This is a genomic window from Geodermatophilus sp. CPCC 205506 (genome assembly GCF_051383635.1).
GTDB lineage: Bacteria > Actinomycetota > Actinomycetes > Mycobacteriales > Geodermatophilaceae > Geodermatophilus.
In genome coordinates this window covers 30,495-54,676 of record NZ_JALPKP010000028.1, presented here as the reverse complement: position 1 = coordinate 54,676, position 24,182 = coordinate 30,495, and the positions used below count along the sequence as shown (strand labels likewise).

The 24,182-nt window shown below is 75.1% G+C and carries 22 protein-coding genes; 14 read left to right on the top strand and 8 right to left on the bottom strand.

What is annotated here, in order from left to right; all coding sequences use genetic code 11:
* Positions 1–191 precede the first annotated feature (191 nt).
* Positions 192–1,169: an ABC transporter substrate-binding protein gene (locus tag MY520_RS16695; RefSeq protein ID WP_436693667.1), complete on the top strand. Its 978-nt coding sequence runs from the start codon at positions 192–194 to the stop codon at positions 1,167–1,169.
* 176 nt (positions 1,170–1,345) lie between these two features.
* Here the strand turns inward: MY520_RS16695 and MY520_RS16690 are convergent, their stop codons facing one another.
* On the bottom strand, positions 1,346–3,415 hold the full coding sequence (locus tag MY520_RS16690; RefSeq protein ID WP_436693665.1) for a prolyl oligopeptidase family serine peptidase: 2,070 nt from the start codon (positions 3,413–3,415) through the stop codon (positions 1,346–1,348).
* A gap of 205 nt (positions 3,416–3,620) precedes the next feature.
* Here MY520_RS16690 and MY520_RS16685 point away from each other — a divergent pair, with 205 nt between their 5' ends.
* Positions 3,621–4,226: an HNH endonuclease gene (locus MY520_RS16685; RefSeq protein ID WP_436693663.1), complete on the top strand. Its 606-nt coding sequence runs from the start codon at positions 3,621–3,623 to the stop codon at positions 4,224–4,226.
* Positions 4,227–4,230: 4 nt separating this feature from the next.
* On the top strand, positions 4,231–5,082 hold the full coding sequence (locus tag MY520_RS16680) for an SCO6745 family protein (RefSeq protein ID WP_436693661.1): 852 nt from the start codon (positions 4,231–4,233) through the stop codon (positions 5,080–5,082).
* Positions 5,083–5,154: 72 nt separating this feature from the next.
* On the opposite strand, the gene kynU is transcribed toward MY520_RS16680, so the two are convergent.
* A complete protein-coding gene (gene kynU, locus MY520_RS16675) occupies positions 5,155–6,405 on the bottom strand; it encodes a kynureninase (RefSeq protein ID WP_436693658.1) in 1,251 nt (416 codons plus the stop codon).
* Between the two features lie 33 nt (positions 6,406–6,438).
* On the opposite strand from kynU, the gene MY520_RS16670 reads away from it, so the two are divergent.
* The 3 genes from MY520_RS16670 to MY520_RS16660 are packed head-to-tail and all read left to right on the top strand — an operon-like array spanning position 6,439 to position 8,681.
* Positions 6,439–7,872, top strand: a complete 1,434-nt coding sequence (locus MY520_RS16670; protein WP_436693656.1) for an amidase — start codon at positions 6,439–6,441, stop codon at positions 7,870–7,872.
* 38 nt (positions 7,873–7,910) lie between these two features.
* Complete coding sequence (gene ctaJ, locus MY520_RS16665; RefSeq protein ID WP_436693654.1) at positions 7,911–8,171, top strand: aa3-type cytochrome oxidase subunit CtaJ; 261 nt, start codon at positions 7,911–7,913, stop codon at positions 8,169–8,171.
* Between the two features lie 57 nt (positions 8,172–8,228).
* Positions 8,229–8,681 carry a DUF5130 family protein gene (locus MY520_RS16660; RefSeq protein ID WP_436693701.1) on the top strand — a complete coding sequence of 151 codons (453 nt, stop codon included), beginning with the start codon at positions 8,229–8,231 and terminating at the stop codon, positions 8,679–8,681.
* A gap of 108 nt (positions 8,682–8,789) precedes the next feature.
* Here the strand turns inward: MY520_RS16660 and pepN are convergent, their stop codons facing one another.
* Positions 8,790–11,342: an aminopeptidase N gene (gene pepN / locus MY520_RS16655; RefSeq protein WP_436693652.1), complete on the bottom strand. Its 2,553-nt coding sequence runs from the start codon at positions 11,340–11,342 to the stop codon at positions 8,790–8,792.
* A 133-nt stretch (positions 11,343–11,475) separates the two neighbouring features.
* Here pepN and MY520_RS16650 point away from each other — a divergent pair, with 133 nt between their 5' ends.
* Both MY520_RS16650 and MY520_RS16645 read left to right on the top strand, forming a co-directional pair.
* Positions 11,476–12,141 (top strand): mycothiol-dependent nitroreductase Rv2466c family protein, encoded by a 666-nt coding sequence (locus MY520_RS16650; protein WP_436693651.1) that lies wholly within the window; start codon positions 11,476–11,478, stop codon positions 12,139–12,141.
* Positions 12,142–12,205: 64 nt separating this feature from the next.
* Positions 12,206–12,961 (top strand): SDR family oxidoreductase, encoded by a 756-nt coding sequence (locus tag MY520_RS16645; RefSeq protein WP_436693649.1) that lies wholly within the window; start codon positions 12,206–12,208, stop codon positions 12,959–12,961.
* A 62-nt stretch (positions 12,962–13,023) separates the two neighbouring features.
* On the opposite strand, the gene MY520_RS16640 is transcribed toward MY520_RS16645, so the two are convergent.
* Together MY520_RS16640 and MY520_RS16635 are read right to left on the bottom strand one after the other, a co-directional pair.
* A complete protein-coding gene (locus MY520_RS16640) occupies positions 13,024–13,818 on the bottom strand; it encodes an MBL fold metallo-hydrolase (protein ID WP_436693647.1) in 795 nt (264 codons plus the stop codon).
* A complete protein-coding gene (locus MY520_RS16635; RefSeq protein ID WP_436693645.1) occupies positions 13,815–14,486 on the bottom strand; it encodes a DUF429 domain-containing protein in 672 nt (223 codons plus the stop codon). Before MY520_RS16635 ends, MY520_RS16640 begins: the two co-directional genes overlap by 4 nt.
* A gap of 26 nt (positions 14,487–14,512) precedes the next feature.
* On the opposite strand from MY520_RS16635, the gene MY520_RS16630 reads away from it, so the two are divergent.
* On the top strand, positions 14,513–15,004 hold the full coding sequence (locus tag MY520_RS16630) for a ribose-5-phosphate isomerase (RefSeq protein WP_436693643.1): 492 nt from the start codon (positions 14,513–14,515) through the stop codon (positions 15,002–15,004).
* 50 nt (positions 15,005–15,054) lie between these two features.
* Positions 15,055–16,503 (top strand): argininosuccinate synthase, encoded by a 1,449-nt coding sequence (gene argG, locus MY520_RS16625; RefSeq protein ID WP_436693641.1) that lies wholly within the window; start codon positions 15,055–15,057, stop codon positions 16,501–16,503.
* A 34-nt stretch (positions 16,504–16,537) separates the two neighbouring features.
* Here argG and MY520_RS16620 read toward each other — a convergent pair whose 3' ends face one another.
* On the bottom strand, positions 16,538–17,779 hold the full coding sequence (locus MY520_RS16620) for a GNAT family N-acetyltransferase (protein ID WP_436693640.1): 1,242 nt from the start codon (positions 17,777–17,779) through the stop codon (positions 16,538–16,540).
* 77 nt (positions 17,780–17,856) lie between these two features.
* Between MY520_RS16620 and MY520_RS16615 the strand changes: the two genes are divergently transcribed.
* The gene (locus MY520_RS16615) at positions 17,857–18,222 is read left to right on the top strand and encodes an MmcQ/YjbR family DNA-binding protein (RefSeq protein ID WP_436693638.1); all 366 of its coding nucleotides are present in this window, start codon (positions 17,857–17,859) and stop codon (positions 18,220–18,222) included.
* Positions 18,223–18,255: 33 nt separating this feature from the next.
* Here MY520_RS16615 and MY520_RS16610 read toward each other — a convergent pair whose 3' ends face one another.
* Together MY520_RS16610 and MY520_RS16605 are read right to left on the bottom strand one after the other, a co-directional pair.
* Entirely contained in the window at positions 18,256–18,900 is a 645-nt protein-coding gene (locus MY520_RS16610) for a response regulator (RefSeq protein ID WP_436693637.1), read from the bottom strand.
* Positions 18,888–20,195, bottom strand: a complete 1,308-nt coding sequence (locus MY520_RS16605; protein ID WP_436693635.1) for a sensor histidine kinase — start codon at positions 20,193–20,195, stop codon at positions 18,888–18,890. Before MY520_RS16605 ends, MY520_RS16610 begins: the two co-directional genes overlap by 13 nt.
* Before the next feature lie 219 nt (positions 20,196–20,414).
* On the opposite strand from MY520_RS16605, the gene MY520_RS16600 reads away from it, so the two are divergent.
* The 3 genes from MY520_RS16600 (at position 20,415) to MY520_RS16590 (ending at position 24,161) form a co-directional block, all read left to right on the top strand.
* Positions 20,415–22,064 (top strand): hypothetical protein, encoded by a 1,650-nt coding sequence (locus MY520_RS16600; protein ID WP_436693633.1) that lies wholly within the window; start codon positions 20,415–20,417, stop codon positions 22,062–22,064.
* 72 nt (positions 22,065–22,136) lie between these two features.
* A complete protein-coding gene (locus MY520_RS16595) occupies positions 22,137–23,108 on the top strand; it encodes a sigma-70 family RNA polymerase sigma factor (protein WP_436693632.1) in 972 nt (323 codons plus the stop codon).
* 195 nt (positions 23,109–23,303) lie between these two features.
* Positions 23,304–24,161 carry an alpha/beta fold hydrolase gene (locus MY520_RS16590; RefSeq protein WP_436693631.1) on the top strand — a complete coding sequence of 286 codons (858 nt, stop codon included), beginning with the start codon at positions 23,304–23,306 and terminating at the stop codon, positions 24,159–24,161.
* Positions 24,162–24,182 lie beyond the last annotated feature (21 nt).

Below are 24,182 nucleotides of genomic sequence, written 5' to 3'. Positions count from 1 at the left end.
TATCACGTCGGCCGGATCCGTCCCTGTGACGGATGCTCCGCACCGGCCACCTTCCGCACTCGGCCACGATGCGGTAAAGGCCCTCTCCGCCGTGTTGACGCACCCCGGGCGACGACCTAGCGTCCGCCGCCGACCATGCGTCGGAAACGCGGGTGACGCGCGTCCGGCACGGAGCAGTCTCTGGAGGACCAGTGCGTCGTACGTTGATCAGCCTCACCCTGGCGAGCACCGTCGTGCTCGCCGCGTGCGGAGGCGGGGACGAGGAGTCCGGCGACGGGGGCGGCTCGGGCGAGGCCGGCGGCCTCACGGCCATCCGGGTCGGCGCGATCCCGATCGTGGACGTGGCCCCGCTCTACCTCGGGATCGAGCAGGGCATCTTCGAGGAGGCCGGCCTCGACGTGGAGCCGTTCCTCGCCCAGGGCGGCGCGGCGATCGTCCCGGCCGTCGTGAACGGCGAGGCCCAGTTCGGCTTCTCCAACATCACCAGCCTGCTGCAGGCCACGGGACGGGGCGTCCCGCTGGCGCTGGTGGCTCCCGGCCCGGGCGCGACCGGCAACCTCGAGGACGACTTCGCCGCCGTCGTCGTCCCGGCCGACAGCCCGGTGCAGAGCGCGGCCGACCTGCCCGGCCTGCGGGTGGCGATCAACTCGATCAACAACATCAGCGACACCGTCGTCCGCGAGAGCGTCCGGCAGGCCGGTGGTGACCCGGCGAGCATCGAGTTCGTCGAGATCCCCTTCCCCGACATGGTGGCCGCGGTCAGCACCGGCCAGGTCGACGCCGCGTTCGCCGTCGAGCCGACGGCGACCGCGGGCGAGGCCGCGGGCCTTCGCCGGGTGTCGTTCCCCTACGTCGAGACCGACGACGACCTGACCGTGGCCGGGTACTTCACCTCCGACCAGTACGCGGCGGAGAACGCCGACGTCGTCCAGCGGTTCGCCGAGGCGATGGTCGAGGCCCAGGAGTACGCCCAGGCCAACCCCGACCAGGTGCGTGCCGTGCTGGGCAGCTACACCCAGATCGCGCCGGAGGTCGCGGAGCAGCTGACCCTGCCGACCTTCCAGAGCGAGATCAACCGCGAGTCGGTGGAGCTGCTGCTCGAGCTGGGCAACCAGGACGGGATCATCGAGGGTGAGGTCGACCTGGAGCAGCTCTACCTCGAGGACTGAGAAAGGACCCCGTCCTCCTCACCGCTCGCAGGCTCACGGCGAGCCTGTGGACGGGGCCAGGTGCCATGGGGGACCCCCTGCCCCCCGCCACTCGCGAGCTCGCGGCGGGACCCTGCAGGGGGCCGCCGTCGGGCCCCGCACCGCTCCTCCCCGGAGCGGTGCGGGGCCCGACGCGTTCAGCCGGTCAGCCCGGTGTGCGCGGCGAGGAAGGCCAGCTGGTCGGCGGCCAGGCCGACGGTGCGGCTGACCGCGCGGGCGCCGTGCCCGACGGAGGTCTCCCGGCGCAGCAGCACCGGAGCGGCCGAGCTGGTCGCGTGCTGCAGCGCCGCGGCCAGCTTGCGGGCGTGCAGCGGATCGACCCGGGTGTCGGACTCGAACGTCGTGAACAGCACCGCGGGGTAGCCGGTGCCCTCGACCACCCGGTGGTAGGGCGAGTAGCCGAGCAGCCAGCCGAGCTCCGTCGGGTCCTCGGCGGTGCCGTACTCGTCGTTCCAGGTCCGGCCCAGCCCGAAGCGCTCGTACCGGACCATGTCCAGCAGCGGCGCGCTGCAGACGACGGCCGCGGCGAGGTCGGGCCGCCGGGTCAGGGTCGCCCCGACCAGCAGCCCGCCGTTCGACCCGCCCATCACCGCCAGCTGCCCGTGCGTCGTCCAGCCCTGGGCGACCAGGTGCTCCCCGGCGGCGGCGAAGTCGTCGAACACGTTCTCCTTGTGCTCGCGCATGCCGGCCCGGTGCCACTCCTCGCCGTGCTCGGAGCCGCCGCGCAGGTTGGCCACCACCCACACCCCGCCCGCGGCCACCCAGGACAGCGCCTGCGCCGAGTAGCCCGGGGTCAGCGCGACGTTGAACCCGCCGTAGCCGTAGAGCACGGTCGGCCGCGGCCGGTCGGGAGCGCCGGTGCCGGAGAGCACGAACAGGTGCACCGGCGTCCCGTCGGCCGAGGTCGCGTGCGTCTCCACGACCCGCAGCCCGGGCACCTCGCCGGCCACCGGGGCCTGCTCCCAGTCGGTCAGCCCGGCGGGGGCGGCGGCGTCCCAGTGGAGCACCGACGGCGGGGTGGCGTAGTCGGTGAAGCCCACCCACGCGGTGCTGCCGCCCTCCGGCGGCGCACTCACCCCGGAGACGCTGCCCGGGCGCAGGGCGGTCACGTCGGACAGCCGGCCGGAGCCGTCCCCGGCCCACACCGACAGCCGGTCGGTCGCGTCGACCGAGTGCACCGCGAGCACCTGCAGCCCGCCGTCCGGGCCGTCCACGAGGGCGGCGTCGGTGAGCACGCCGTCCTGCTGCTGGGGGACGACGTCCCGCCACCGCTCCGGCGCCCACGTCCCCGGGTCGGCGGGGTCGGCGACCGCCAGCCGCCAGCGGGGCGTGCCGCGGTCGGACATCAGCCACAGCCGGCCGTCGCGGGCCACCCAGGCGGTGGTCTGCGCGTCCACGCCCACCTGCAGCTCGCGCAGGCCGCCGTCCCCGGTGAGGTCGGCGAGCCAGACGTCGTCGCGCGGCGCGGTGCCGATCGAGGCGGAGACGACCAGCCACCGACCGTCGCGGCTGGTCCGGACGCCGAAGTAGGTCGAGGGGTCGCTGCCCTCGCCGTGCACCAGGACGTCGCCGTCGGGGTCGGCGCCCACGCGGTGGCGCCAGACCCGCCGGTGGAACTGCTCCTCGCCGTCGGGCACCAGCTCGGGCGCCAGCCGGCGGACGTAGAACAGCTCCTCGCCGCCGGGCAGCCAGGCCACGGGGGAGTAGCGGCAGCGGTCGACCGGGCCGTCGAGCTGCTCGCCGGTGGCGACGTCGAGCACGTACAGCCGCGACTCCTCGTCGCCGCCGGTGGACAGCTGGTAGGCCAGCCGGTCGCCCTCCCAGGACGGCGACCACGCGTCGAGGGTCGTGGTGCCCGCCGGGTCGATCGCCATCGGGTCGACCAGCACCCGCTGCGTGCCGTCGGCCTCGCGGACCCGGAGGACGGCGTGCTCCTGGCCGGGGTCGCGCCGGGTCGAGAAGGCCAGGCCGGCCCGCCAGACCGGGACGCCGACGGCGCCGGCGTGCACCAGCTGATCCAGCCGCGCGGCGAACCGCTCGCGTAGCGGGAGCGCGGCCAACGCCTCGGTGGTGAGGGCGTCCTGGGCCTGTGTCCAGGCGACGGTTCGGGGATCGGCGGGGTCCTCCAGCCAGCGGTACGGGTCGGCGACCGGGTGGCCGTGGAGGTGCTCGACGAGGTCGAGGCGGGGAGCGTCGGGATAGCGCACCCGCCGACGGTAACCAGGCCGCCGGGTGCCACCGCGGGGTTCCCGGGAGCGCACATGCGCTGTCGGAGGTCAGAATGGGGGCGCCCGCGGGTCGCACTGCACCCGGCGCGCGGCCTCGGGCGCCCGGAGGTGCTCTGTGCCGCGTCATCCATCCGGGTCGTCCGCCGGCCAGCCAGGTCAGCGGCGCGACCACCACACCCATCCTGTGCCGCCTGCTCCCGCGCGGGTGACCGCGGCCGCCACCCTCTTGCTGAACGCCACGTACGAGCCGCTCTGCGTGGTCTCCAGCCGCCGGGCGATCGTGCTGGTGCTCGCCGAGAAGGCGGAGTCGGTCGACGCGGCGGCGGAGGTCGTCCACTCCGAGTCGCTGAGCCTGCCGGTGCCGGTCGTGGTGCGGCTGACCCGCTACGTGCGGGTGCCCTACCCCGCCCAGGTGCCGCTGTCGCGGCGGGCGGTCTTCACCCGCGACGGCTCGGTGTGCGTGTACTGCGGGAACTCGGCCACGAGCATCGACCACGTCGTCCCGCGCAGCCGCGGCGGCACCCACACGTGGGACAACGTCGTCGCGGCCTGCCGGCGGTGCAACCACACCAAGGCCGACCGGTCGCTGGCCGAGCTCGGCTGGAAGTTGCCGCACCCGCCGCGCACGCCCAGCGGCGCGGCCTGGCGGCTGCTCGGCGCGCGCACCGTGGACCCGCGGTGGCGGGAGTGGCTCGGCATGGCGGAGAAGGCGGGCGAGCGGGCGAACAGCTCCAAGGACACCGCAGCGCCGCGCACGCCGCTGACGAGCGCCGGCGAGGAAGTGGCGTGAGGGCGTGACGTCGCCCGCGACCGCCCGGCGGCTGTGGGCCCTGGGCGAGCCCTTCCACGGCCTGACCTACTTCGCGGACGAGTGCCGCACCGCCGCCGAGGCGGCCGGCCTGGACGGCTTCTGGTCCACCTACTTCGCGATGCGCGCGGCGCCGCTCGGTCCGGTGAGTGCGGACGTGGTGACGGCGATCTTCTACAACTTCGCGCCGGCGTTCGTGGCCCGTCGGGTGCCGGCCGTGTGGGAGGCGGTGACCCCCGCGGCGGCGCTGTCGGCCCGCCTGGCCGGCGTCGACGCCGCCGTCCGCCGGGTGCTGGGATATGACTGGCCGGCGGCCGAGACCGCGCAGCTGGCCGCGGTCGCCGCCGCGGCGGTCGACGTCCCGGGCCGGCCGCTGGCCGCGGCCAACGCCGGGCTGCCGGTCCCCGGCGAGCCGCACCTGGCCCTGTGGCAGGCGCTCACCACGCTGCGCGAGCACCGCGGTGACGGGCACAACGCGGCGCTGCTGCAGCGCGGGATCTCGGGGGTGGGCGCGCACGTGCTGGCCGCTGCCGCGGGCCGCACCGAGCGGGAGTGGCTGATGCGCGCCCGCGGGTGGGACGACGCCGCGTGGGAGGCCGCCGCCGACGAGCTCACCGGGCGCGGCTGGCTGGCCGGGGAGGAGCTCACCGCCGACGGTGCGGCGATCGTGGCCGCGGTCGAGGCCGACACCGACCGGCTGGCGTTGGGGCCGTGGCGGGAGCTGGGCGACGTGCGCTGCGACCGGCTGGCCGAGCTCCTGGGGCCGGTGCGCCGCGCCGTCCTGGCCGCGGGGCTGTGGCCCGACCGCAACCCGATCGGCGTCCCCGACCCCGCCTGAGGGAGGCATAGGAAGCTATACCCGCGTATCCCGCCCGTGGACGCGGGTGTTGCTTCCTATGCCTCGGTCACCTCAGGTGACGCGGCTGCGCTCGGTCGGGTAGGTCTCGTGGGCGCCGGTCGCCAGCACCTCGTGGACGCGGTCCATGGCGTCCCACACGTCGACGAAGCGGGTGTAGAGCGGCGCCGGGCCCAGCCGGACGCGGTCCGGCGTCCGGAAGTCCGGCACCACACCGCGGTCGACCAGCGCCTGGGTCAGCTGCCACGCCTGCGGGTGGGCGAGGGTGACGTGCGACCCCCGCCGCGCCGGGTCGCGTGGCGAGGCCAGCGTCACCCCGCACCCGGTCAGCCAGGCGTCGGCGAGGGCGACGGTCAGCTCGCCGAGCGCCCGCCCCTTGGCCGCCAGCGCGCCGATGCCCGCCTCGGCCACCAGGCGGGCGCCGACCTCCACCGCGGTCATGGCCACCACCGGCGGGGTCCCGACGCCGAACCGCTCGATCCCGGGCACCGGGTCGTAGGCCGGGCCCATCGCGAACTGGTCGCGCTGCCCGAACCAGCCCCAGATGGGCTGCCGCAGCCGGTCCTGCAGCTCGCGGCGCACGTAGAGGAAGGCGGGCGAGCCGGGGCCGCCGTTGAGGTACTTGTAGGTGCAGCCGACGGCGAGGTCGGCGCCGTTCGCGGTGAGGTCGACCGGCACCGCGCCGGCGGCGTGGGAGAGGTCCCACAGCACGAGCGCGCCCGCCTCGCGCGCGGTCCGGGTGATCGCCGCGACGTCGGCGAGGGCCCCGGAGCGGTAGGCGACGGCGGAGAGGACGACGACGGCCACCCGCTCGTCGAGGGCCGCGGCGAGCACCGCCGGGTCCAGCCCCTCGTCGACGTCGGCGGGCACCTCCCGCACGGTCATCCCGCGGGCCTGCGCCACCCCGGCGACGACGTAGCGGTCGGTGGGGAAGTCGTCGGCGCAGCACACCAGCACGTCGCGGCCGGGGCGGGCGTCGGCGGCGGCGACCAGCAGCTTGTACAGGTCGACCGACGTGGAGTCGCTGACCAGCACCTCGCCCGGCCGCGCGCCCAGCACGCCCTCGGCGAGCAGGTCGCCGATCCGGGTGGCCGCGCCGATCCACGAGGACCACGAGCCGACCAGCCCGCGCGCCCACTCCTGCTCGACCACGCGGGCGAGCGCGGCCGGGGTCTCCCGCGGCATCCGGCCGAGCGAGTTGCCGTCGAGGTAGAGCAGGTCGTCGTCGCCGGCGAACCGGTCGCGGAAGCCGGCCAGCGGGTCGGCGGCGTCGAGGGACTCGGCGTGCGCGCGGGTGAGGTCCACCGGTCCTGTCTACCGGGTCTAGCGTGCCCGGTCGTGACGCCGGGAACCCAGCTGCACGACCTCACCGCGCTCGAGCAGGCGGCCGCCGTCCGCGCGCGGGAGGTGAGCCCCCTGGAGCTCGTCGAGCACGCGCTGCGCCGCATCGAGGCGCTGGACCCGGGGCTCGGGGCCTTCCTCACCGTCACCCCCGACCGAGCGCTGGCCGCGGCGCGGCGGGCCGAGCACCGGGTGGCCCGCGGCGGCGAACTGCCCCCGCTGCTCGGCGTCCCGACGGCGGTCAAGGACCTCAACAACACCGCCGGGGTCCGGACGACGTTCGGCTGCACGGTCTTCGCTGACAACGTCCCGACCGTCGACGACGCCGTCGTGGAGAAGCTGGCCGCCGCTGGGACGATCAGCGTGGGCAAGACCAACACCCCCGAGTTCGGCTTCCCCTGCTACACCGACAACGCCCTGGCCGGCCCCGCCCGGTGCCCGTGGGACCGGTCCCGCCTGGCCGGCGGCTCCAGCGGGGGAGCGGCGGTGGCGGTGGCCGCCGGGATGCTGCCGTTCGCCCAGGGCAGCGACGGCGGCGGCTCCATCCGCATCCCGGCCAGCATCAACGGCCTGTTCGGCATCAAGCCCAGCCGCGGCCGGGTCAGCAACGCGCCGCTGGGCGGGGACGTCACGGGGCTCGGCACCAACGGGCCGCTCGCCCGCACCGTCCGGGACGCCGCGGCCATGCTCGACGCGATCGCCGGGCCGGTGACCGGCGATCCGGCGTGGGTGCCGCCGCCCCCACCGGGCGAGACGTTCCTCGGCTACGCCGACCGGCCGGTGGGCCGGCTGCGGATCGGCCGGCACCTGGAGTCCCCGATGCCCGACGTGTCGCTGGAGCCGGAGGTGCGCGCGGCCTTCGACGACGCCTCGCGGCTGCTGGCGGACCTCGGCCACGACGTCGAGGACCTCCCGCCGGGGCTGTTCGGGCCGGACCTGCTCCCCGCGTTCGAGCGGGTCTGGACGCTGTCGGGGACGCTGCTGCCGGTCCCGCCGGGCCGGGTGGGCGAGCTGCGGCCGCTGACCCGGGAGCTGCGCGCCCGCGGGCTGGCGCTGTCGGCGCAGGCGGCGATGGAGGCGCTCACCGCACTGCGGCTGTTCTCCCGTCGCTTCGTCCAGGCCACCGCGTCCTACGACGTCCTGCTGGCCCCGGTGACGACGATGACCGCGCGCCCGCTGGGCTGGTTCGACGCCGACGGCGACGGTGCCGCGGACTTCGAGCGGCAGAAGCGCTACGCCGCGTTCACCGCCGTCTTCAACGTCACCGGCCAGCCGGCCGTGAGCGTCCCGCTGCACTGGACCCCGGGCGGGCTGCCCGTCGGCACCATGCTCGTGGGCCGTCCGGCCGACGAGGCGACGCTCATCGGGCTCTCGGCGCAGCTGGAGGCGGCGCGGCCGTGGGCGCACCGCCACCCCGCCGGGTGGGACTGATCACGAGGAACCGACCGGGTGCCGGTAGGTTGTCGCCCGTGACCGTCGTCGAGACCCTCCTCGTCTACGTGGGGGCCCCGCTGGCCGTGGTCCTCCTCCTGGTGCTGCTGACCATGCGGCCCGGCAAGGGACAGAAGAAGATGCGGTACAAGCCCGGTCAGGCCTGGGAGCACGAGCCGATCTGGTACGAGCCGCACGCCGGGGCCACCGGGCACGGCGGCGCACACGGCTCGCACGCCCTGACCGCCGGGACGTCGGCCTCCGGCCGCCCCTACGGCGGCGCCCGCGGGACGTGGTGACCCGATGACCTCCCGCACCCCCACCACGACCGTCTCCGGAGGCCGGCGTTGACCCACGTGTTCGAAGTCGAGTCGCACGACACGGCGACGGTCGATACGCAGGCCAACGTCATCGACGAGGACCTGCACCACGACCACGTCTTCAGCTACCGCGAGCTGCTCCGCCTCGACGACGCGCTGACCATGTCGTCACGGGAGACCGGGCTGCGGTTCACCCTCTACATCGGTGACCTGGGGCGGCAGACCCGCGTCCGCGCCGAGGAGCTGTTCGAGAGCTCCGGCGGCAACCTCCCCGAGTCGGTGCTGCTCGCCGTCTCCCCGGGGCAGCGGGTCATCGAGGTCGTCGTCGGTGCGGCGGCCTCGCGCCGGCTCCCCGACCGGGCCTGCGCGCTCGCGGTGCTGTCGATGACCAACTCCTTCGCCTCGGGCGACCTCGTCGGCGGCATCGTCAACGGGCTGCGCCAGCTGTCGGACCAGGCCGGCCACCCGCGGAACCTGCGCACGCACTGAGAGGACTCCGTCCTCCGCACCGCTCACAGGCTCGCGGCGAGCCTCTGGTCGGCCCCCTGCAGGGTCCCGCCGCGAGCTTGCTCGTGGCGGGGGGCAGGGGGTCCCTCATCAGTCGCTCTCGGCGGCGTCCCGCTCGCGGGCCCGCAGCGCCCGCGCGATCCCGTCCCGGCCCTCGGCGACCAGCCGGCGCAGCGGCGCGGGGTGGTCCTCGCCGGCCAGCCACTCGTCGGCCGCGGTGACCGTGCGCAGCTCGACGACCGGCGGGAACAGGTACTGCACCGCGTTCTTCGCGATCTCTCCGGGACGGCGGTCCCAGAGCGGGCGGATGTCGGCGAAGTACCGGTCGACGTAGCCCGCGGTCAGCTGCCGCTGGGCCGGGTGCCAGAAGCCCTGCAGCATCGCCTCGTGCACGGCGTTCGGGATGGTGTCGTCGGTGAAGGCCCGCCGCCAGGTCTCCTCCTTGGACTCCGCCGTCGGCCGCAGCGCCCGCGCCGTCGCCGCCCGCCGTGCTCCGGTGGCCGTCGCGTCGCGGGTCTCCTCGGCCTCGATCTCGGCGTCCCCGGCGGCACCGATCGCGACCAGCCCGTGCAGGAAGGCCCAGCGGGCGTCGGCGTCGACCGGCAGCCCCTCGACGACGTGCGAGCCGTCGAGCAGCCGGCGCAGGAAGGCGGCGTGCTCCTCGGTGCGGGCGGCGCCGGCGAACGTCCGTGACCACTGCAGCTGGCTGTCGCTGCGCGGTTCGGCCGCCTCCAGGGCCCCCAGGGCCTTGTCGGCCAGCGCCCGCCAGCCGGACTCGGCCCAGCGGGGGTCGGCGTAGCTGGCCAGGGCCGTCTGGACGCGGAGCAGCAGCGACTGGACGACGCTGATCTCGGTCTCGGCGTCCACCCCGCCCAGCACCAGCGTCACCCAGTCGCGGGCCGGCCACTCGGCGTCGCGGGTCATGTCCCACGCCGCCGCCCAGCACAGCGCGCGGGGCAGCGAGTCGGGGATCGTGGCGATGGCCCGCTTGAGCGTGGCCAGCGACCGCTCGTCCAGGCGCAGCTTGGCGTAGGTCAGGTCGTCGTCGTTGACCAGCACCAGGTCGGCGGCCGGGTGGCCGACCAGCTCGGGCACGTCGGTCCGCTCGCCGTCGACGTCCAGCTCCACGCGGGTGGTGCGGGTCAGACCGCCGGGGCCGGTGTCGTAGAGGCCGACGGCCAGCCGGTGGCGGCGCAGCACCGGGTGCTCGGGGACGGCGCTCTGCTCGATGGCGAAGTCGGCGTAGCGGCCGTCGTCGGTCAGGGTGGCCACCGGGCGCAGCGTGTTGACCTGACTGGTCTCCAGCCACTGGCGCGACCACTCCGACAGGTCCCGGCCGGTGCTCTCCGACAGCGGGCCCAGCAGGTCGGCGAGGGTGGTGTTGCCGTACTCGTGCTTGCGGAAGTACCGCTGCACGCCGCGGAGGAACTCGTCGCGCCCGACGTAGGCGACCAGCTGCTTGAGCACCGAGGCGCCCTTGGCGTAGGTGATCCCGTCGAAGTTCACCTCGACCGCGGCGACGTCGACCATGTCGGCGGCGATCGGGTGCGTGGAGGGCAGCTGGTCCTGGGCGTAGGCCCAGGCCTTCTCGCTGTTGGCGAACGTCGTCCAGGCCGTCGTGTACTCGGTGGCCTCGGCCTGGCACAGGGTGGAGATGTAGGTGGCGAACGACTCGTTGAGCCACAGGTCGTCCCACCAGCGCATGGTCACCAGGTCGCCGAACCACATGTGGGCCAGCTCGTGCAGCACCGTCTCCGCGCGCCGCTCGTACCGGGCCCGGGTCGCCTTCGACCGGAAGACGTAGTCCTCGAGGATGGTGACCGCGCCGGCGTTCTCCATGGCGCCGGCGTTGAACTCCGGCACGAAGAGCTGGTCGTACTTGTCGAACGGGTACGGGTAGTCGAAGACCCGGTGGTAGAAGTCGAAGCCCTGCTTGGTGACCCGGAACAGTTCCTCGGGGTCCAGGTACTGCGCCAGCGAGGCGCGGCAGTACAGGCCCAGCCGGATGCCCTCGTGCGCGTCGGTGACCTCCGCGTACGGGCCCGCGACCAGGGCCAGCAGGTAGGTCGACAGCCGCTTGGTGGGCGCGAAGTGCACCAGCTGCGCGCCGCCCGCGCCGGACTCGACGGTGCGGCCGCCGGTGTTGGAGACCACCTGCCAGCCGGACGGCGCGGTCACGTGCACGGTGTAGGTGCCCTTGAGGTCGGGCTGGTCGAAGCAGGCGAAGACGCGCTTGGCCTCGGCCGGCTCGAAGTGCGTGTAGAGGTAGACCTCGCCGTCCTCGGGGTCGACGAAGCGGTGCAGCCCCTCGCCTGAGTTGGAGTACCGGCAGTCGGCGACGACGACCAGGGTGTTCTCCGCGGCCAGCCCGGGCAGCGGCAGCCCGCCCTCCTCGGTGTAGGTGGCCACGTCGAGCTCGACGCCGTTGAGGGTGGCCGAGCGGACCCGCTCGGCCACCAGGTCGATGAAGGTGTCCTCGCCCGGCTGCCGGCAGCCGAACTGCACCGTCGTCGTGGACCCGAACGTGTGCTCGCCGGGCTGCCCGGCGCCGTCGGTGAGGTCGAACTGGACGTCGTAGCTGTGCACCGCCAGCAGCTGGGCGCGGGCGGCGGCGTCATCGCGGGTCAGGTTGGGTACGGCCACCCGGGCAGCTTCCCACGGGGGCCCGACGGCCTCCGCGAGCCGACGGCGGACCGCCGTCCGGTTGAGGGAACAACCATCGCGCCGCAGGGCTTGGGGAACGGCAGGAGAGTCGTTCGTCAGCGAGGAGTGACCCATGACCGAGGCAGTGCAGAGCGCCCCCGTGAAGGCACGCGTGGACTTCTGGTTCGACCCGCTGTGCCCGTGGGCGTGGCTGACCAGCCGCTGGGTGCTGGAGGCGGCCAAGGTCCGCGACATCGACCTGCACTGGCACGTGATGTCCCTGGCCGTGCTCAACCGGGGCCGCGACCTGCCGGAGCAGTACCAGGAGATGATGACCAAGGCGATCGGCCCGGTCCGGGTGGCGATCGCCGCGGCGCAGCAGCACGGCGACGAGGTCCTCGGCGACCTCTACACGGCCATGGGTACCCTGCGGCACCACGAGGGCGTCGAGCTGGACGAGCTGATCGGCCCCGCCCTGGAGCGGGTCGGCCTGCCGGCGTCCCTGGCCGAGGCGGCCGGCTCGACGGAGTACGACGAGGCGCTGGAGAAGAGCCACCACGAGGGCATGGACCCGGTCGGCGACGACGTCGGCACGCCGGTCGTGCACATCGACGGCGTGGCCTTCTTCGGCCCGGTGATCAGCAAGGTCCCCACCGGGGAGGACGCCGGCAAGGCCTTCGACGGCGCCGTCCTGCTGGCCAACCTGCCCGACTTCTGGGAGCTCAAGCGGACCCGCCTGTCCGGGCCCGACATGGACTCCGTCCCCGCCGACGCGCTGGAGCTGACCGGCCGCCGGTGATGTCCCGGCGTCGGCGTCGGTTTCCGCGGAAACCGCCGCCGACGCCGTCCGGCATCCTGAGGGGGTGTCGCACCCCGTCCGCCAGCGCATCCTGATCACCGGCGCGAGCTCCGGCCTCGGCGAGGGCATGGCCCGCCGCTTCGCCGCCCTCGGCCGCGACCTCGCCCTCGCCGCCCGCCGCACCGACCGGCTCGACGCCCTGCGCGAGCAGCTGCTCGCCGCCCACCCCGGCATCCGGGTGGTCACCGCGGAGCTGGACGTCGACGACGCCGCCGCGGTGGAGGAGGTCGTGCCCGAGCTGGCCGGGGAGCTCGGCGGCATCGACCGGTTCATCGCCAACGCCGGCATCGGCAAGGGCGCCCCGGTCGGCACCGGCAAGCCCTGGGCCAACCGGGCCACCCTGTTCACCAACGTGCTCGGCACGCACGCCCAGTGCGAGGCGGCGATGGAGCTGTTCCGGGCGCAGGGCTCCGGGCACCTGGTGCTCGTCTCCTCGGTCGCGTCCATCCGGGGCATGCGCGGCACGAGGACGGCCTACGGCGCGAGCAAGGCGGCGCTCAACGCGCTGGCCGAGGGCATCCGGGCCGACGTCCTGGGCACCGGCATCGCGGTCACCACCGTGCTGCCCGGCTACATCGCCACCGACCTCAACGTGGGCCGTCGCGGGCCGTTCACCGTCGACCTCGACACCGGCGTCGCGGCCCTGACCGCCGCGATCGAGCGGGAGCCGGCCCGCGCGTACGTGCCCGAGTGGCCGTGGCGGCCGGTCGCCGCGCTGCTGCGGGTGCTGCCGCTGCCGGTCGTCCGCCGGCTCACCTGACGAAGGACCTCCTTGCCCCCACCGCTCGCGAGCTCGCGATGGGCCCCTGCAAGGAGGCCGTCCTACTCGTCCTGCACAGGTTCATGACCCATTCGATGGGCGGCCGTGCGCATCGTGGCCGCGTCGTAGGGCCCGTCGGTCAGCCGGCCGGACCGGACGGCGGCCAGCACGGCCAGCAGCTCCGCCCGCTGCGCGCCGACGAACGCCGCGTCGACGACGGCGCCGTGACCGGGCACCACGGGCCCGCGGGCCAGCGCGTGCAGCCGGCCCAGGGTCGCGGGCCAGTCCGCGGGGAAGGCGTCCTCGAAGGCCGGGGGCGCGCCCTCCTCGACGAGGTCCCCGGCGAACACGACGTTCCCGTCGCCCGGCGTCTCCACCTCGACCACGAGGTCGTGGCCGGTGTGCCCGCGGCCGAGGAAGCGCAGCACGACCTCGCGGCCGCCCACGTCGAGCACGGCCACGTCGTCGACGAGGGCGTCCGGCGGGTCGAGCGGTGCCTGCCGGACCCGCTCGGCGGCGGCCGGGTCGCCGGCGGCCAGCAGTTCGGCCACCCGCGCGGCGCGCTGCGCCTCGCCCGTGGCGCGCAGGTCCGCCGCGCAGCCGCGGGTGCCCCAGACCGGAGCCGGGCGGAAGGCGGCGTTGCCGAAGCAGTGGTCGTAGTGGGCGTGGGTGTTCACCACCGTCCACGGGGCCGGCGTCACCCGGCGGACGGCGGCCACCAGGTCCGCCGCCTCGCCGAGGTCGGAGCGGGTGTCGACCACCAGGCAGGCGCCGTCGCCGACGACCAGCCCGCAGTTGAGGTCCAGTGACTCGTGCCGCCGGACGAAGACCCCCTCGGCGATCTCGGTGAAGGTCACCAGCAGATCCGCATCGGCCGGTCGCGGGCGTCGCGGGACCCGTCCCCGACGCACGTCGCGACCCCGTCGGCGATCCGCCTGGCCGACCACGCCGCGGCGCAGGCGTCGAGCGCGTCCACGGCGGGGACCCCTGCCGGCGCGTCGGCGAGCGCGTCCACGACGTCCATGACCGGCGTCAGGGCGCGGATCCGCTGGGCCTGGCCGCGCGCGCTCGACTTCGGGTCGGACACCCGGTCGTCGAGGGTGCGGAAGGCCAGCTCGGGGTGCACCTCCACGACGTGGTCGGCGGGGGGCTCGCCCAGCGCGTCGTCGAGGGCCGCGATCGAGCGGGCGAGCTGGAACGACTGCGCCGACAGGGACCGGCCGCCCGTCGCCTCGACGGAGATCCGCCGCGCATCGGCATAGTCCCGGGCGCGGAGGACGGCCCGCACCGGGGCGGGGAAGACCGAGCCGGCCGCTCCGCGCCCGCGCAGCGCCTTCCGGGCGGCGACGTCGCAGGCGCGGACGCCGTCGTCCGACAGCCCGATCGCCATGTCGATGCCCACGACGGCCGCGCGCGCCGCGAGGACCGCAGCGGCGTCGGGCAGCACCGACAGCGTCACCGCCCGGCCCTCGAGCAGCGCCCCCACCCACTGCCCGCGCCAGCCGTCGACCCCGAGCACCGCCACCGCGGCAGCCTGACAGACTCGCCGGCATGCGCGTCTTCGTCGGCACCGACCATGCCGGGCTCGAGTTCAAGGAGCACCTGAAGGAGGCCCTGACCGGGGCCGGGCACGAGCCGGTGGACTGCGGGGCCTACGAGTACGACGCCGAGGACGACTACCCGCCGTTCTGCTTCGAGGTGGGGGAGCGCACCGTCACCGAGCCGGGGAGCCTCGGCGTGGTCATCGGCGGGTCGGGCAACGGCGAGCAGATCGCGGCCAACAAGGTCCCCGGGGTGCGCGCCGCGCTGGTGTGGAACCGGTCGACCGCCGAGCTGGCCCGCCAGCACAACGACGCCAACGTGGTCTCCATCGGCGCCCGGCAGCACAGCGTCGAGGAGGCCACCGAGCTGGTGCTGCTGTTCCTGGACACGCCGTTCAGCGGCGACGAGCGGCACGCCCGCCGGATCGGCCTGGTCGCCGACTACGAGCAGAACCGACACCGCCCGGCCGGCGGTCTGCCCACCCGGGACGAGCCGGTCTGACCTCGGACCCCGCCTTTGCATGATCATGCATAGGCGTGCATACTTCTCCCGTGTCCAAGGTCCTCACCTCCCTGCCCGTCGGCGAACGCGTCGGGATCGCCTTCTCCGGCGGCCTCGACACCTCCGTGGCGGTCGCGTGGATGCGCGACAAGGGAGCGGTGCCCTGCACCTACACCGCGGACATCGGCCAGTACGACGAGCCCGACATCGCCTCGGTCCCCGGTCGCGCGACGGCCTACGGCGCGGAGATCGCCCGGCTGGTCGACTGCCGGGCCGCCCTCGTGGAGGAGGGCCTCGCCGCCCTGACCTGCGGCGCGTTCCACATCCGCTCCGGTGGCCGCAGCTACTTCAACACCACCCCGCTGGGCCGGGCGGTCACCGGCACGCTGCTGGTCCGCGCGATGCTCGAGGACGGCGTCCAGATCTGGGGCGACGGCTCCACCTTCAAGGGCAACGACATCGAGCGGTTCTACCGGTACGGCCTGCTGGCCAACCCGTCGCTGCGGATCTACAAGCCGTGGCTGGACGCCGACTTCGTCACCGAGCTCGGCGGCCGCAAGGAGATGTCGGAGTGGCTGCTCGCTCACGGGCTGCCCTACCGGGACAGCACGGAGAAGGCCTACTCCACCGACGCCAACATCTGGGGCGCGACGCACGAGGCCAAGGCGCTCGAGCACCTCGGCGTCGGCGTCGAGGTCGTCGAGCCGATCATGGGCGTGCGGTTCTGGGACGCCGCCGTGGAGATCCCCGCCGAGGACGTCACGATCGGCTTCGCGCAGGGCCGCCCGGTGACGATCAACGGCAAGGAGTTCGACTCCGCCGTCGACCTGGTGCTGGAGGCCAACGCCATCGGCGGGCGGCACGGCCTGGGGATGTCCGACCAGATCGAGAACCGCATCATCGAGGCCAAGAGCCGGGGGATCTACGAGGCGCCGGGGATGGCCCTGCTGCACGCGGCCTACGAGCGGCTGGTCAACGCGATCCACAACGAGGACACCCTCGCCACCTACCACAGCGAGGGACGGCGACTCGGCCGGCTGATGTACGAGGGCCGCTGGCTGGACCCGCAGGCGCTCATGCTGCGAGAGTCCCTGCAGCGCTGGGTCGGCATGGCGGTGACCGGCGAGGTGACCCTGCGGTTGCGGCGCGGCGAGGACTACTCGGTCCTCGACACCTCCGGGCCGGCCTTCAGCTACCACCCGGACAAGCTGTCGATGGAGCGGACCGAGGACTCCGCGTTCGGCCCGGTCGACCGGATCGGCCAGCTGACGATGCGCAACCTCGACATCGCCGACTCCCGGGCCAAGCTCGAGCAGTACGCCCGGCTCGGCATGGTCGGCGGCGCGCACCCGGTCGCGATCGGCGCCGCGCAGGCGGCCGCGACCGGGCTCATCGGCGCGATGACCGCCGGCGGCGCCGAGGCGATCGCCTCCCGCGGGGCGGTCTCCGCCGACGACGAGCTGCTCGACCGCGCGGCGATGGAGTCTGGTACCGACTGATCGCGGACCATCGCTCGTCCGCCGGGCCGAGGGCTCAGAACTCGTCGGGGCACCACGGCGTCACGGGCCAGCGGAACGCCGTCGCCGCGTGGATGACCGCCCCGGGGCTCACCTCGGTGACCCGGCCGGCCGCCTGCAGGTCGGAGAGCGAGACGCCGCCGAGGTAGGCCGCGCCCAGCGCCTCGACGTCCAGCACCAGGTCGGGGTCGCCGTCGGTGGGGGCGCAGAAGGCGCCGGCGGGGTGGCCCTTCAGCCACCAGCGCCCCTCGTTCCACGGGCAGAAGGCGTCCCGCACCTCGAGCACCAGGTCGATCGGCGCGGGATAGCGGCGGGCCGCCAGCGCGCGGCCGACGTCGACCAGCCGCACCCACAGCCCGTCGACCGGCCGGGTGTGCAGCGTGCGCGGGTCGGCGAGCAGGTGCCGCAGCGGGTCGTCGGGCGAGAGGGTCGACGCCCGCAGGTTGCGCACCAGGTCGATGGAGAGCAGGAACCGCCAGAGCGCGGCGTAGGCGGGGGTGCTGCCGGCGCGGACCTCCTCGACGACGACCGTGCCGTCCGGCTCGCCGTCGTCGGTCCAGTGGCCCTTCACCCGGTAGGCGGCGTACCCGCTCACGGTGCCGTCGGGCTCGGTGTGCAGCGCGTGGCGCCGCCCGGTGGCCCCGTTGCGCTGATCGGCCTCGTCGCGCAGCGCGCGGTCCCACCAGCGGCCGTCCCGCTCGAGGTTGCCCGGGACGAACCGGCGCAGCCGGTCGTGCAGCGCCGCGGCGGCGGCCCGGTACTCCTCGACGGGCACCAGGTCGACCCGGCCGGAGCCGAGGTCGACGTCGCGCCGGAAGGCCATCCGCCGCACCCGGCCGCCGAGGTTGCCCTTCCACGTGGCGGTCGCGTAGCCGAACCGCCCGTAGATCGACCCCTCGGACGCCCACAGCGCGGCGACCGGTTCGCGCTGCTGCTCGTGCAGCTCGGTGAGCTGGCGCCCCATGATCGCCGTCAGGACGCCGCGCCGCCGGTGGGTGGGGGAGACCGACACCCAGGTGACGCCGGCGCACGGGACGACGGCGCCCGGCACGGTGAGGTGCCGGCTGTAGATGCCCGCCGTCGCGACCACGCGGTCGCCGTCCCACAGCCCCAGCGACCGGTCCAGCTCGGCGTGCGGGGGGACGGCGTCGACGAAGGAGCTGGGCCCCTCCTCGGCGAAGGCGTCGAACAGGGCCCGGCTGAAGGCCGGCCACTCCTCGGGGGTCACCGGGCGCAGGCTGTCGGCGAGAACGGTCACCCGAGCTGTCTACCGGCAGGCCCCGACGGTTCGCGAACCAGTTCCCGGGTGTCAGCGGTCGGTGCCAGCATCCGCCCGTGACCGCCACGCCCGCCGACGTCCGCTCCGTCGCCCTGGCCCTGCCCGAGACCACCGAGCGCCCGGCCTGGGACATGGCGTGCCTGCGTGTGCGCGACAAGATCTTCGCGTCGATGCCGCCGGACGAGAGCTGGGTGGCGGTCCGGCTGGCCGAGGGCGAGAACCGGGCCCTGGCGGCCGAGCGGCCCGGGGTCTTCTCGGTGCCGCACCACTACCGGAACTCCACGATGGTCGTGGTCGACCTGGCCGCGGCCGACCCGGGGGAGCTGGCCGAGCTGCTCACCGAGGCGTGGCGGCTCCGGGCGCCGGCGCGGCTGCGCGCCGCCTACGACGCCGCCGGACGGCCGCCGCCGGGTGAGCCCTGAGCCGGGCCCCCGCGGGGCCCCAGGGGTCCTCTCTCAGCCGCGCAGGTAGGCGAGGGTCGCCATCACGCGGCGGTGCTGGTCCTCGTCCTGGGTGAGGCCGAGCTTCGCGAAGATCCGCTGGGTGTGCTTCTCGACGGCGCCCTCGGTGACCACCAGCCGCCGTGCGATCGCGCCGTTCGAGTGCCCCTCGGCGATCAACCCGAGCACCTCCCGCTCGCGCGGGGTGAGCCGGCGGACCGGATCGTCGCCCCGGCGGCGGGCGAACAGCTGGGCGACCACCTGGGGGTCGAGCACGGTGCCGCCGCCCACGACGTCGGTGAGCGCAGTGAGGAACGAGTCGAGGTCGGTGACCCGGTCCTTGAGCAGGTAGCCCACCCCGCCCCGGCCGTCGGCCAGCAACTCGTCGGCGTAGGCGACCTCGACGTACTGGGAGAGCACGAGCACCGCCGTCCCCGGCGCGGCGGCGCGGGCCTCGACCGCCGCCCGCAGCCCCTCGTCGGTGTGCGTGGGCGGCATCCGGACGTCGACCACCGCGACGTCCGGGCGGTGCTCGACCACCGCCCGGACCAGCGACGGGCCGTCGCCGACGGCCGCCACCACCTCGCAGCCCTCGTCCTCGAGCAGCCGGACGAGACCCTCCCGGAGCAGCACCGAGTCGTCGGCGATCACGACCTGCACGGCAGCTCCGCCACGAGCCGGGTCGGGCCGCCGCGCGGGCTGTCGACGGTGAGGACGCCGTCCACCGCCAGGAGCCGGTCGGCCAGTCCGGCCAGGCCGTGTCCCGGGGCCAGGACGGCGCCGCCGGTGCCGTCGTCCTCGACGACCACCCGCAGCGCCGGGCCGGCCATCACGACCACCACCTGGCAGGTCGTCGCGCCGCTGTGCTTGGCCACGTTGGCCAGCGCCTCGCTGACGACGAAGTACGCGGTGTTCTCCACGGCCGGGGCCAGCCGCGGCTGAGGCAGGTCGACGGAGAGCTCGACCGGCACGGGCGAGCGGGCGGCGACGGCGGCCAGGGCGGCGGCCAGCCCGCGGTCGGCGAGCACCGGCGGGGCGATGCCGCGGGAGAGCGCGCGCAGCTCCTCCAGGGCCTCCTTCGCCAGGCCGGCCGCCTCGCCGAGGGTGGCCCGCGCCGCGGCGGGGTCGCGCTCGAGCTGCCGCTGCACGCGGGAGAGGTCCATGCCGAGGCGCACCAGGTGCTGCTGCGGGCCGTCGTGGATGTCGCGCTCCAGCCGCCGGAGCGCCACCGCCTCGGCCGCGACCGCGGCGTCGCGGCCCTGCGCGAGCCGCCCGAGCTCGGCCTGCGTGGCGGCCCGTGAGGTGAGCAGCGCCCGGCCCAGCTGGGCCTGCAGCAGCGCCGTCCCGCGGACGGCGAAGGGCAGCAGCACCGCGAAGACCAGCCCGATGAGGGTGTAGAAGGCGATCCGCGCGCCCGTCCCCGTGTCGAAGCCCATCAGCTCGAGCAGGTCCTCGTTGTCCCGGCCGTCCGGCAGCGCCCAGTCCCACAGCCCGTAGGTGAGCCCACCCAGCGCGCCGGCCCAGAAGGTCACCGCGACGACGAAGGACAGGATCGCGAACGGGAACCGGAGCACGGCGTGCAGCGCGTCGAGCCAGCACTGCGGGTCGCGCAGCGGCGTGGTGAGCCGGCGCAGCCGGCCGCCGTCGGCGCGGGCGTAGGCCGGGTGCGGCACCGGCCGGCCGAGGACCAGGGGCAGCCAGCTCCGCTCCACCGCGGCCGGCCCGCGGGCGGCCAGCAGCGTGGCGGCGAGGACGGCGACGCCGACCCAGATCACCAGGAGCCCGGCCCCGACCGCGAGGCCGGTGACCACGAGCACGAAGGCGGCGATGGCGACCGGGAAGGAGACGAAGGAGTAGGCGGTGTCCACGCCCAGCTGCCGGAGCAGCGCCCGCCGGGGTCCGGCGGGCGGCGGCGGGGGCGTGGTCACGGTCGGCAGGACGGCGATGTCGGTCATGCCGTCGAGCCTGGCCGGGGGCGGGGTCGGACCCCATCCCGCCAGCCGGTCGATCGGGTGTCGGGCTGGCCCGACAGGCGTGCGGTGCTCATCTCGGCCCGGATGCTCCCGGCGCAGCGGGGCCGGTGTCCAGCACCCCGCCCGTTAGGGTCCCGGGGACCGGGCCCGCCGACGTCGTCGCGGACCGCGCGACAGCGTGCCCGGCGGGGGAGGGGAGCCGTGCGCGCTCCGACGGTGCCGTTCGCCCTGGTGGTGGTCCTGCTGGCCGGTGGGTGCGCCTCGATCACCGACGAGGAGGCCACGCGCGGGTCGGCGGGGGCGGTCACCTCGGTGCCCGACGCCCGGCTCACCCTCGTGGCCGACGAGGACCCGGTTGCGGCGGCCGCCTCGACCAGCCGGGCGCTGTTCGACACCGCCGAGGTCGCCGTCGTCGCCCGCGACGGGGACACCGCCGGCACCCTGCTGGGCGCGTCGGCCGCGGCCGGCCTCGGGGTCCCGTTGCTGCTGGAGCCGGCGGGGGGCGGCGACGCCGATGCGCTGGCCGCCGAGCTGGAGCGGCTGGGGACGACGACCGTCCTCGCGGTCGGGGAGGCCGAGGGCACCGCGGCATCCGGCGCCACCGCCTCGGCCGCGGTGGTCGCGGTGCCCGCCGCGGCCGAGGCGGTCGCGGCGGCCACCGGCCTGGACCTCGGCGAGACCCGGCAGGTGGAGGACGGCGGCGGGCCCGCCGCCGTGGCGGAGCTGGACCCGGAGCAGCCGGTCGCGCTGCTGAGCGGGGACGACGCGCCGCCGGCCGGTGACGTCGAGCAGCTGCCCGAGGTGGAGCGCGCCGAGCCGCTCGACGGGACCCTGGTGGTGGCCACCGGCGGCGCGGCCACCCTCGCCGGCATCGCGACGGCCCGGGCCGCGGGGGCGCGGGTGCACGTCACCGCCACCCCCGACCCGCGCGGTGACGCGGACCTGGTCGGCCTGCTCGGCGAGGAGCCGCCGGACGCCGTCGTCACGCTCGGCCCGGAGTACACCGGGGTGGACGGGCTGGAGTGGAAGCTGGCCACCGCGGCCACCGGCCGGCAGCTGCCCGGCGGTGGCCAGCTGCTCTTCCCGGGGCACTTCCTCGTCGCCCTCTACGGGCACCCGGGCAGCGGCGCCCTCGGCGTCCTCGGCGAGCAGGACGCGGCGGCGTCGGTCGAGCGGGCCCGCGCGCACGCGGCGCCGTACGAGCCGCTGGTGACCGACGCGACCGTCGTCCCGGCGTTCGAGATCATCGCCACGGTGGCCTCGGAGTTCGCCGGGCCCGACGGCAACTACTCCACCGAGGTCCCCGCCGAGCAGCTGCGCCCGTGGGTCGAGGCGGCGGGGGAGGCCGGGATCTACGTCGTCATCGACCTGCAGCCCGGGCGCACCGACTTCGTCGCGCAGGCCGAGCAGTACCGCTCGCTGCTGGAGCTGCCGCACGTCGGCCTGGCGCTGGACCCGGAGTGGCGGCTGGCGCCCGGCCAGGTGCACCTCAGTCAGATCGGGTCGGTCTCGATCGACGAGGTCAACCAGGTCGTCGCCTGGCTGGCCGACCTGACCCGCGCCAACGAGCTGCCGCAGAAGCTGCTGGTGCTGCACCAGTTCCAGGTGCGGATGATCCCCGAGCGCGAACGGCTGGACACCTCCCGCGACGAGCTGGCGGTGATGGTGCACGCGGACGGGCAGGGCGGGCAGGGCGACAAGCAGACGACCTGGCGGACGCTGCGCCAGACGACACCGGACGCGGTCTGGTGGGGGTGGAAGAACTTCTACGACGAGGACGCCCCGATGCTCACCCCGGAGGAGACGATCGTGCAGGTCAGCCCGCGTCCGCAGCTGATCAGCTACCAGTAGGGCGCGACCCCTCCCGTTGTGTCGGTCCCCTGTGGTGAGCTGGCGCGGCCGTCGAGACGAGGAGGCCCCACCGTGACAGCCGTCAGCGCAGAGCTCGATCCCCGCCTGCTGGAGCACCGGCGTGAGCTGACCGGCTACTGCTACCGCATGCTCGGGTCGGCGTTCGACGCCGACGACGCGGTGCAGGAGACGATGGTCCGGGCCTGGCGCGGGCTGGCCGACTTCGAGGGCCGATCGGCGCTGCGCTCGTGGCTGTACCGGATCGCCACCAACGTCTGCCTCGACCAGCTGTCCGGGCGGCAGCGCCGGGCCCTGCCGATGGACCTCTCCGGCTCGCCGTGGCAGCCGGTCGAGGCCTCGCTCTCCTCACGGCGGCCGGGCACGGCGTGGGTCGAGCCCATCCTCGACCGGCAGGTCGTCCCCGAGAACGCCGACCCCGCCGAGCAGGCGGTGCAGCGGGAGTCGATCCGGCTGGCCTTCGTCGCGGCCCTGCAGCACCTGCCGCCGCGGCAGCGGGCGGTCCTGCTGCTGCGCGACGTCCTCCGCTGGAAGGCCGACGAGGTGGCGCAGCTGCTCGACACGACCGTCGCCTCGGTCAACAGCGCGTTGCAGCGCGCCCGGGCCACGCTCGCCGCCGTCGGCGGCGAGCTGGACCCCCGGCCGCTGGACGACGACGCCCGCGACCTGCTCGACCGCTACGTCGACGCCTTCGAGCGCTACGACATCGACGCGTTCGTCAAGCTGCTGCACGAGGACGCCACGCAGCACATGCCGCCGTTCGAGATGTGGCTGCGCGGGGCGGGCGACATCGGCACCTGGATGCTCGGCCCCGGCTCGAAGTGCCGCGGTTCCCGGGTGCTGCCGACGCACGCCAACGGCCTGCCCGCCTTCGCCCAGTACCGGCTCCGCGAGGGAGGTGGTCGCGAGCCGTGGGCTCTGCACGTGCTCGAGGTGCGGGCGGGGCGGATCGCGCACATCTCGAGCTTCCTCGACCTCGAGACGGGGCTGTTCGAGCGGCTGGGCCTGCCCGCCCTGCTGGACTGACCGGTCCGGCAGCGGAGAGGACAGGGTGCTGATGCCGCAGGCGGACGTCACCGTCGGCGCGCACGACGAGCGCCACCGGGCCGGGCACCGACGGCGGCTGAGTCCGGCGCGCGCCGCGGTGACGGGGTTCCGGTCTTCCCCCGCCGCAGCCGGGCGCGGCACGATCGCCGTGCCCGACGAGGATCGGAGGCCGACGTGATCCCTCCCGCGACCGGTACCGCCCCGACGACCGGGTACGCCCCGCTCAACGGGCTGGAGATGTACTACGAGATCCACGGCGAGGCGGCCGGTCCCGATGCCGTCCCGGTGCTCCTCCTGCACGGCGCCTACATGTCGACGGGCACGTTCGGACCACTGCTGCCCGCTCTCGCCGAGACCCGGCAGGTCGTCGTCTGCGACCTGCAGGGCCACGGGCGGACGACGGACGCCGACCGCCCCATCACCTACGAGGGGCTCGCCGACGACGCGGCCGCGCTGCTCGGCCACCTGGGCCTCGCGCCGGCCGACGTCGTCGGCTACAGCATGGGCGGGGGAGTGGCGCTGCAGCTCGGCGTCCGTTCCCCGGAGGTGGTCCGCCGGCTGGTGGTGATGTCGGCGTCCTACACCAGCGACGGGATGCAGCGCGAGCTCCTCGACATGATCCCGAGCATCAGCCCGGAGGTGTTCGCCGGGACACCGATCGAGGCGGGCTACCGGGAGATCGCGCCGGACCCCGACCGCTTCCCGATGCTGGTCGACAAGCTCAAGACGCTGGACATGACGCCGTTCTCCTGGCCGCCCGAGGCGATCCGGGCGATCCCCGCGCCGACGATGATCGTGGTCGGGGACGCCGACGCGATCCGCCTCGAGCACGCCGTCGAGCTCTACCGGCTGCGCGGTGGCGGCGCCATGGGCGATCTGGCCGGCCTGTCCCGCGCCCGGCTGGCGGTGGTTCCCGGCACCACGCACTACATGCCGGAGGGCCGCGGCCTGCTCGACCGCTGGGACTGGCTGTGCGCCGTGCTCACCGCGTTCCTCGACGAGCCCGAGCCCGAGCCCGGGCCGACCGGCTGAATCCTGCCCACCCCTGGTCTC

Excerpts from the sequence above, each read along its gene's own strand:
- MY520_RS16650 (WP_436693651.1), top strand. The coding sequence starts at position 11,476 with ATGACCGAGGCAGTGCAGAGCGCCCCCGTGAAGGCACGCGTGGACTTC.
- MY520_RS16630 (WP_436693643.1), top strand. The coding sequence starts at position 14,513 with ATGCGCGTCTTCGTCGGCACCGACCATGCCGGGCTCGAGTTCAAGGAG.
- MY520_RS16605 (WP_436693635.1), bottom strand. The coding sequence starts at position 20,195 with ATGACCGACATCGCCGTCCTGCCGACCGTGACCACGCCCCCGCCGCCG.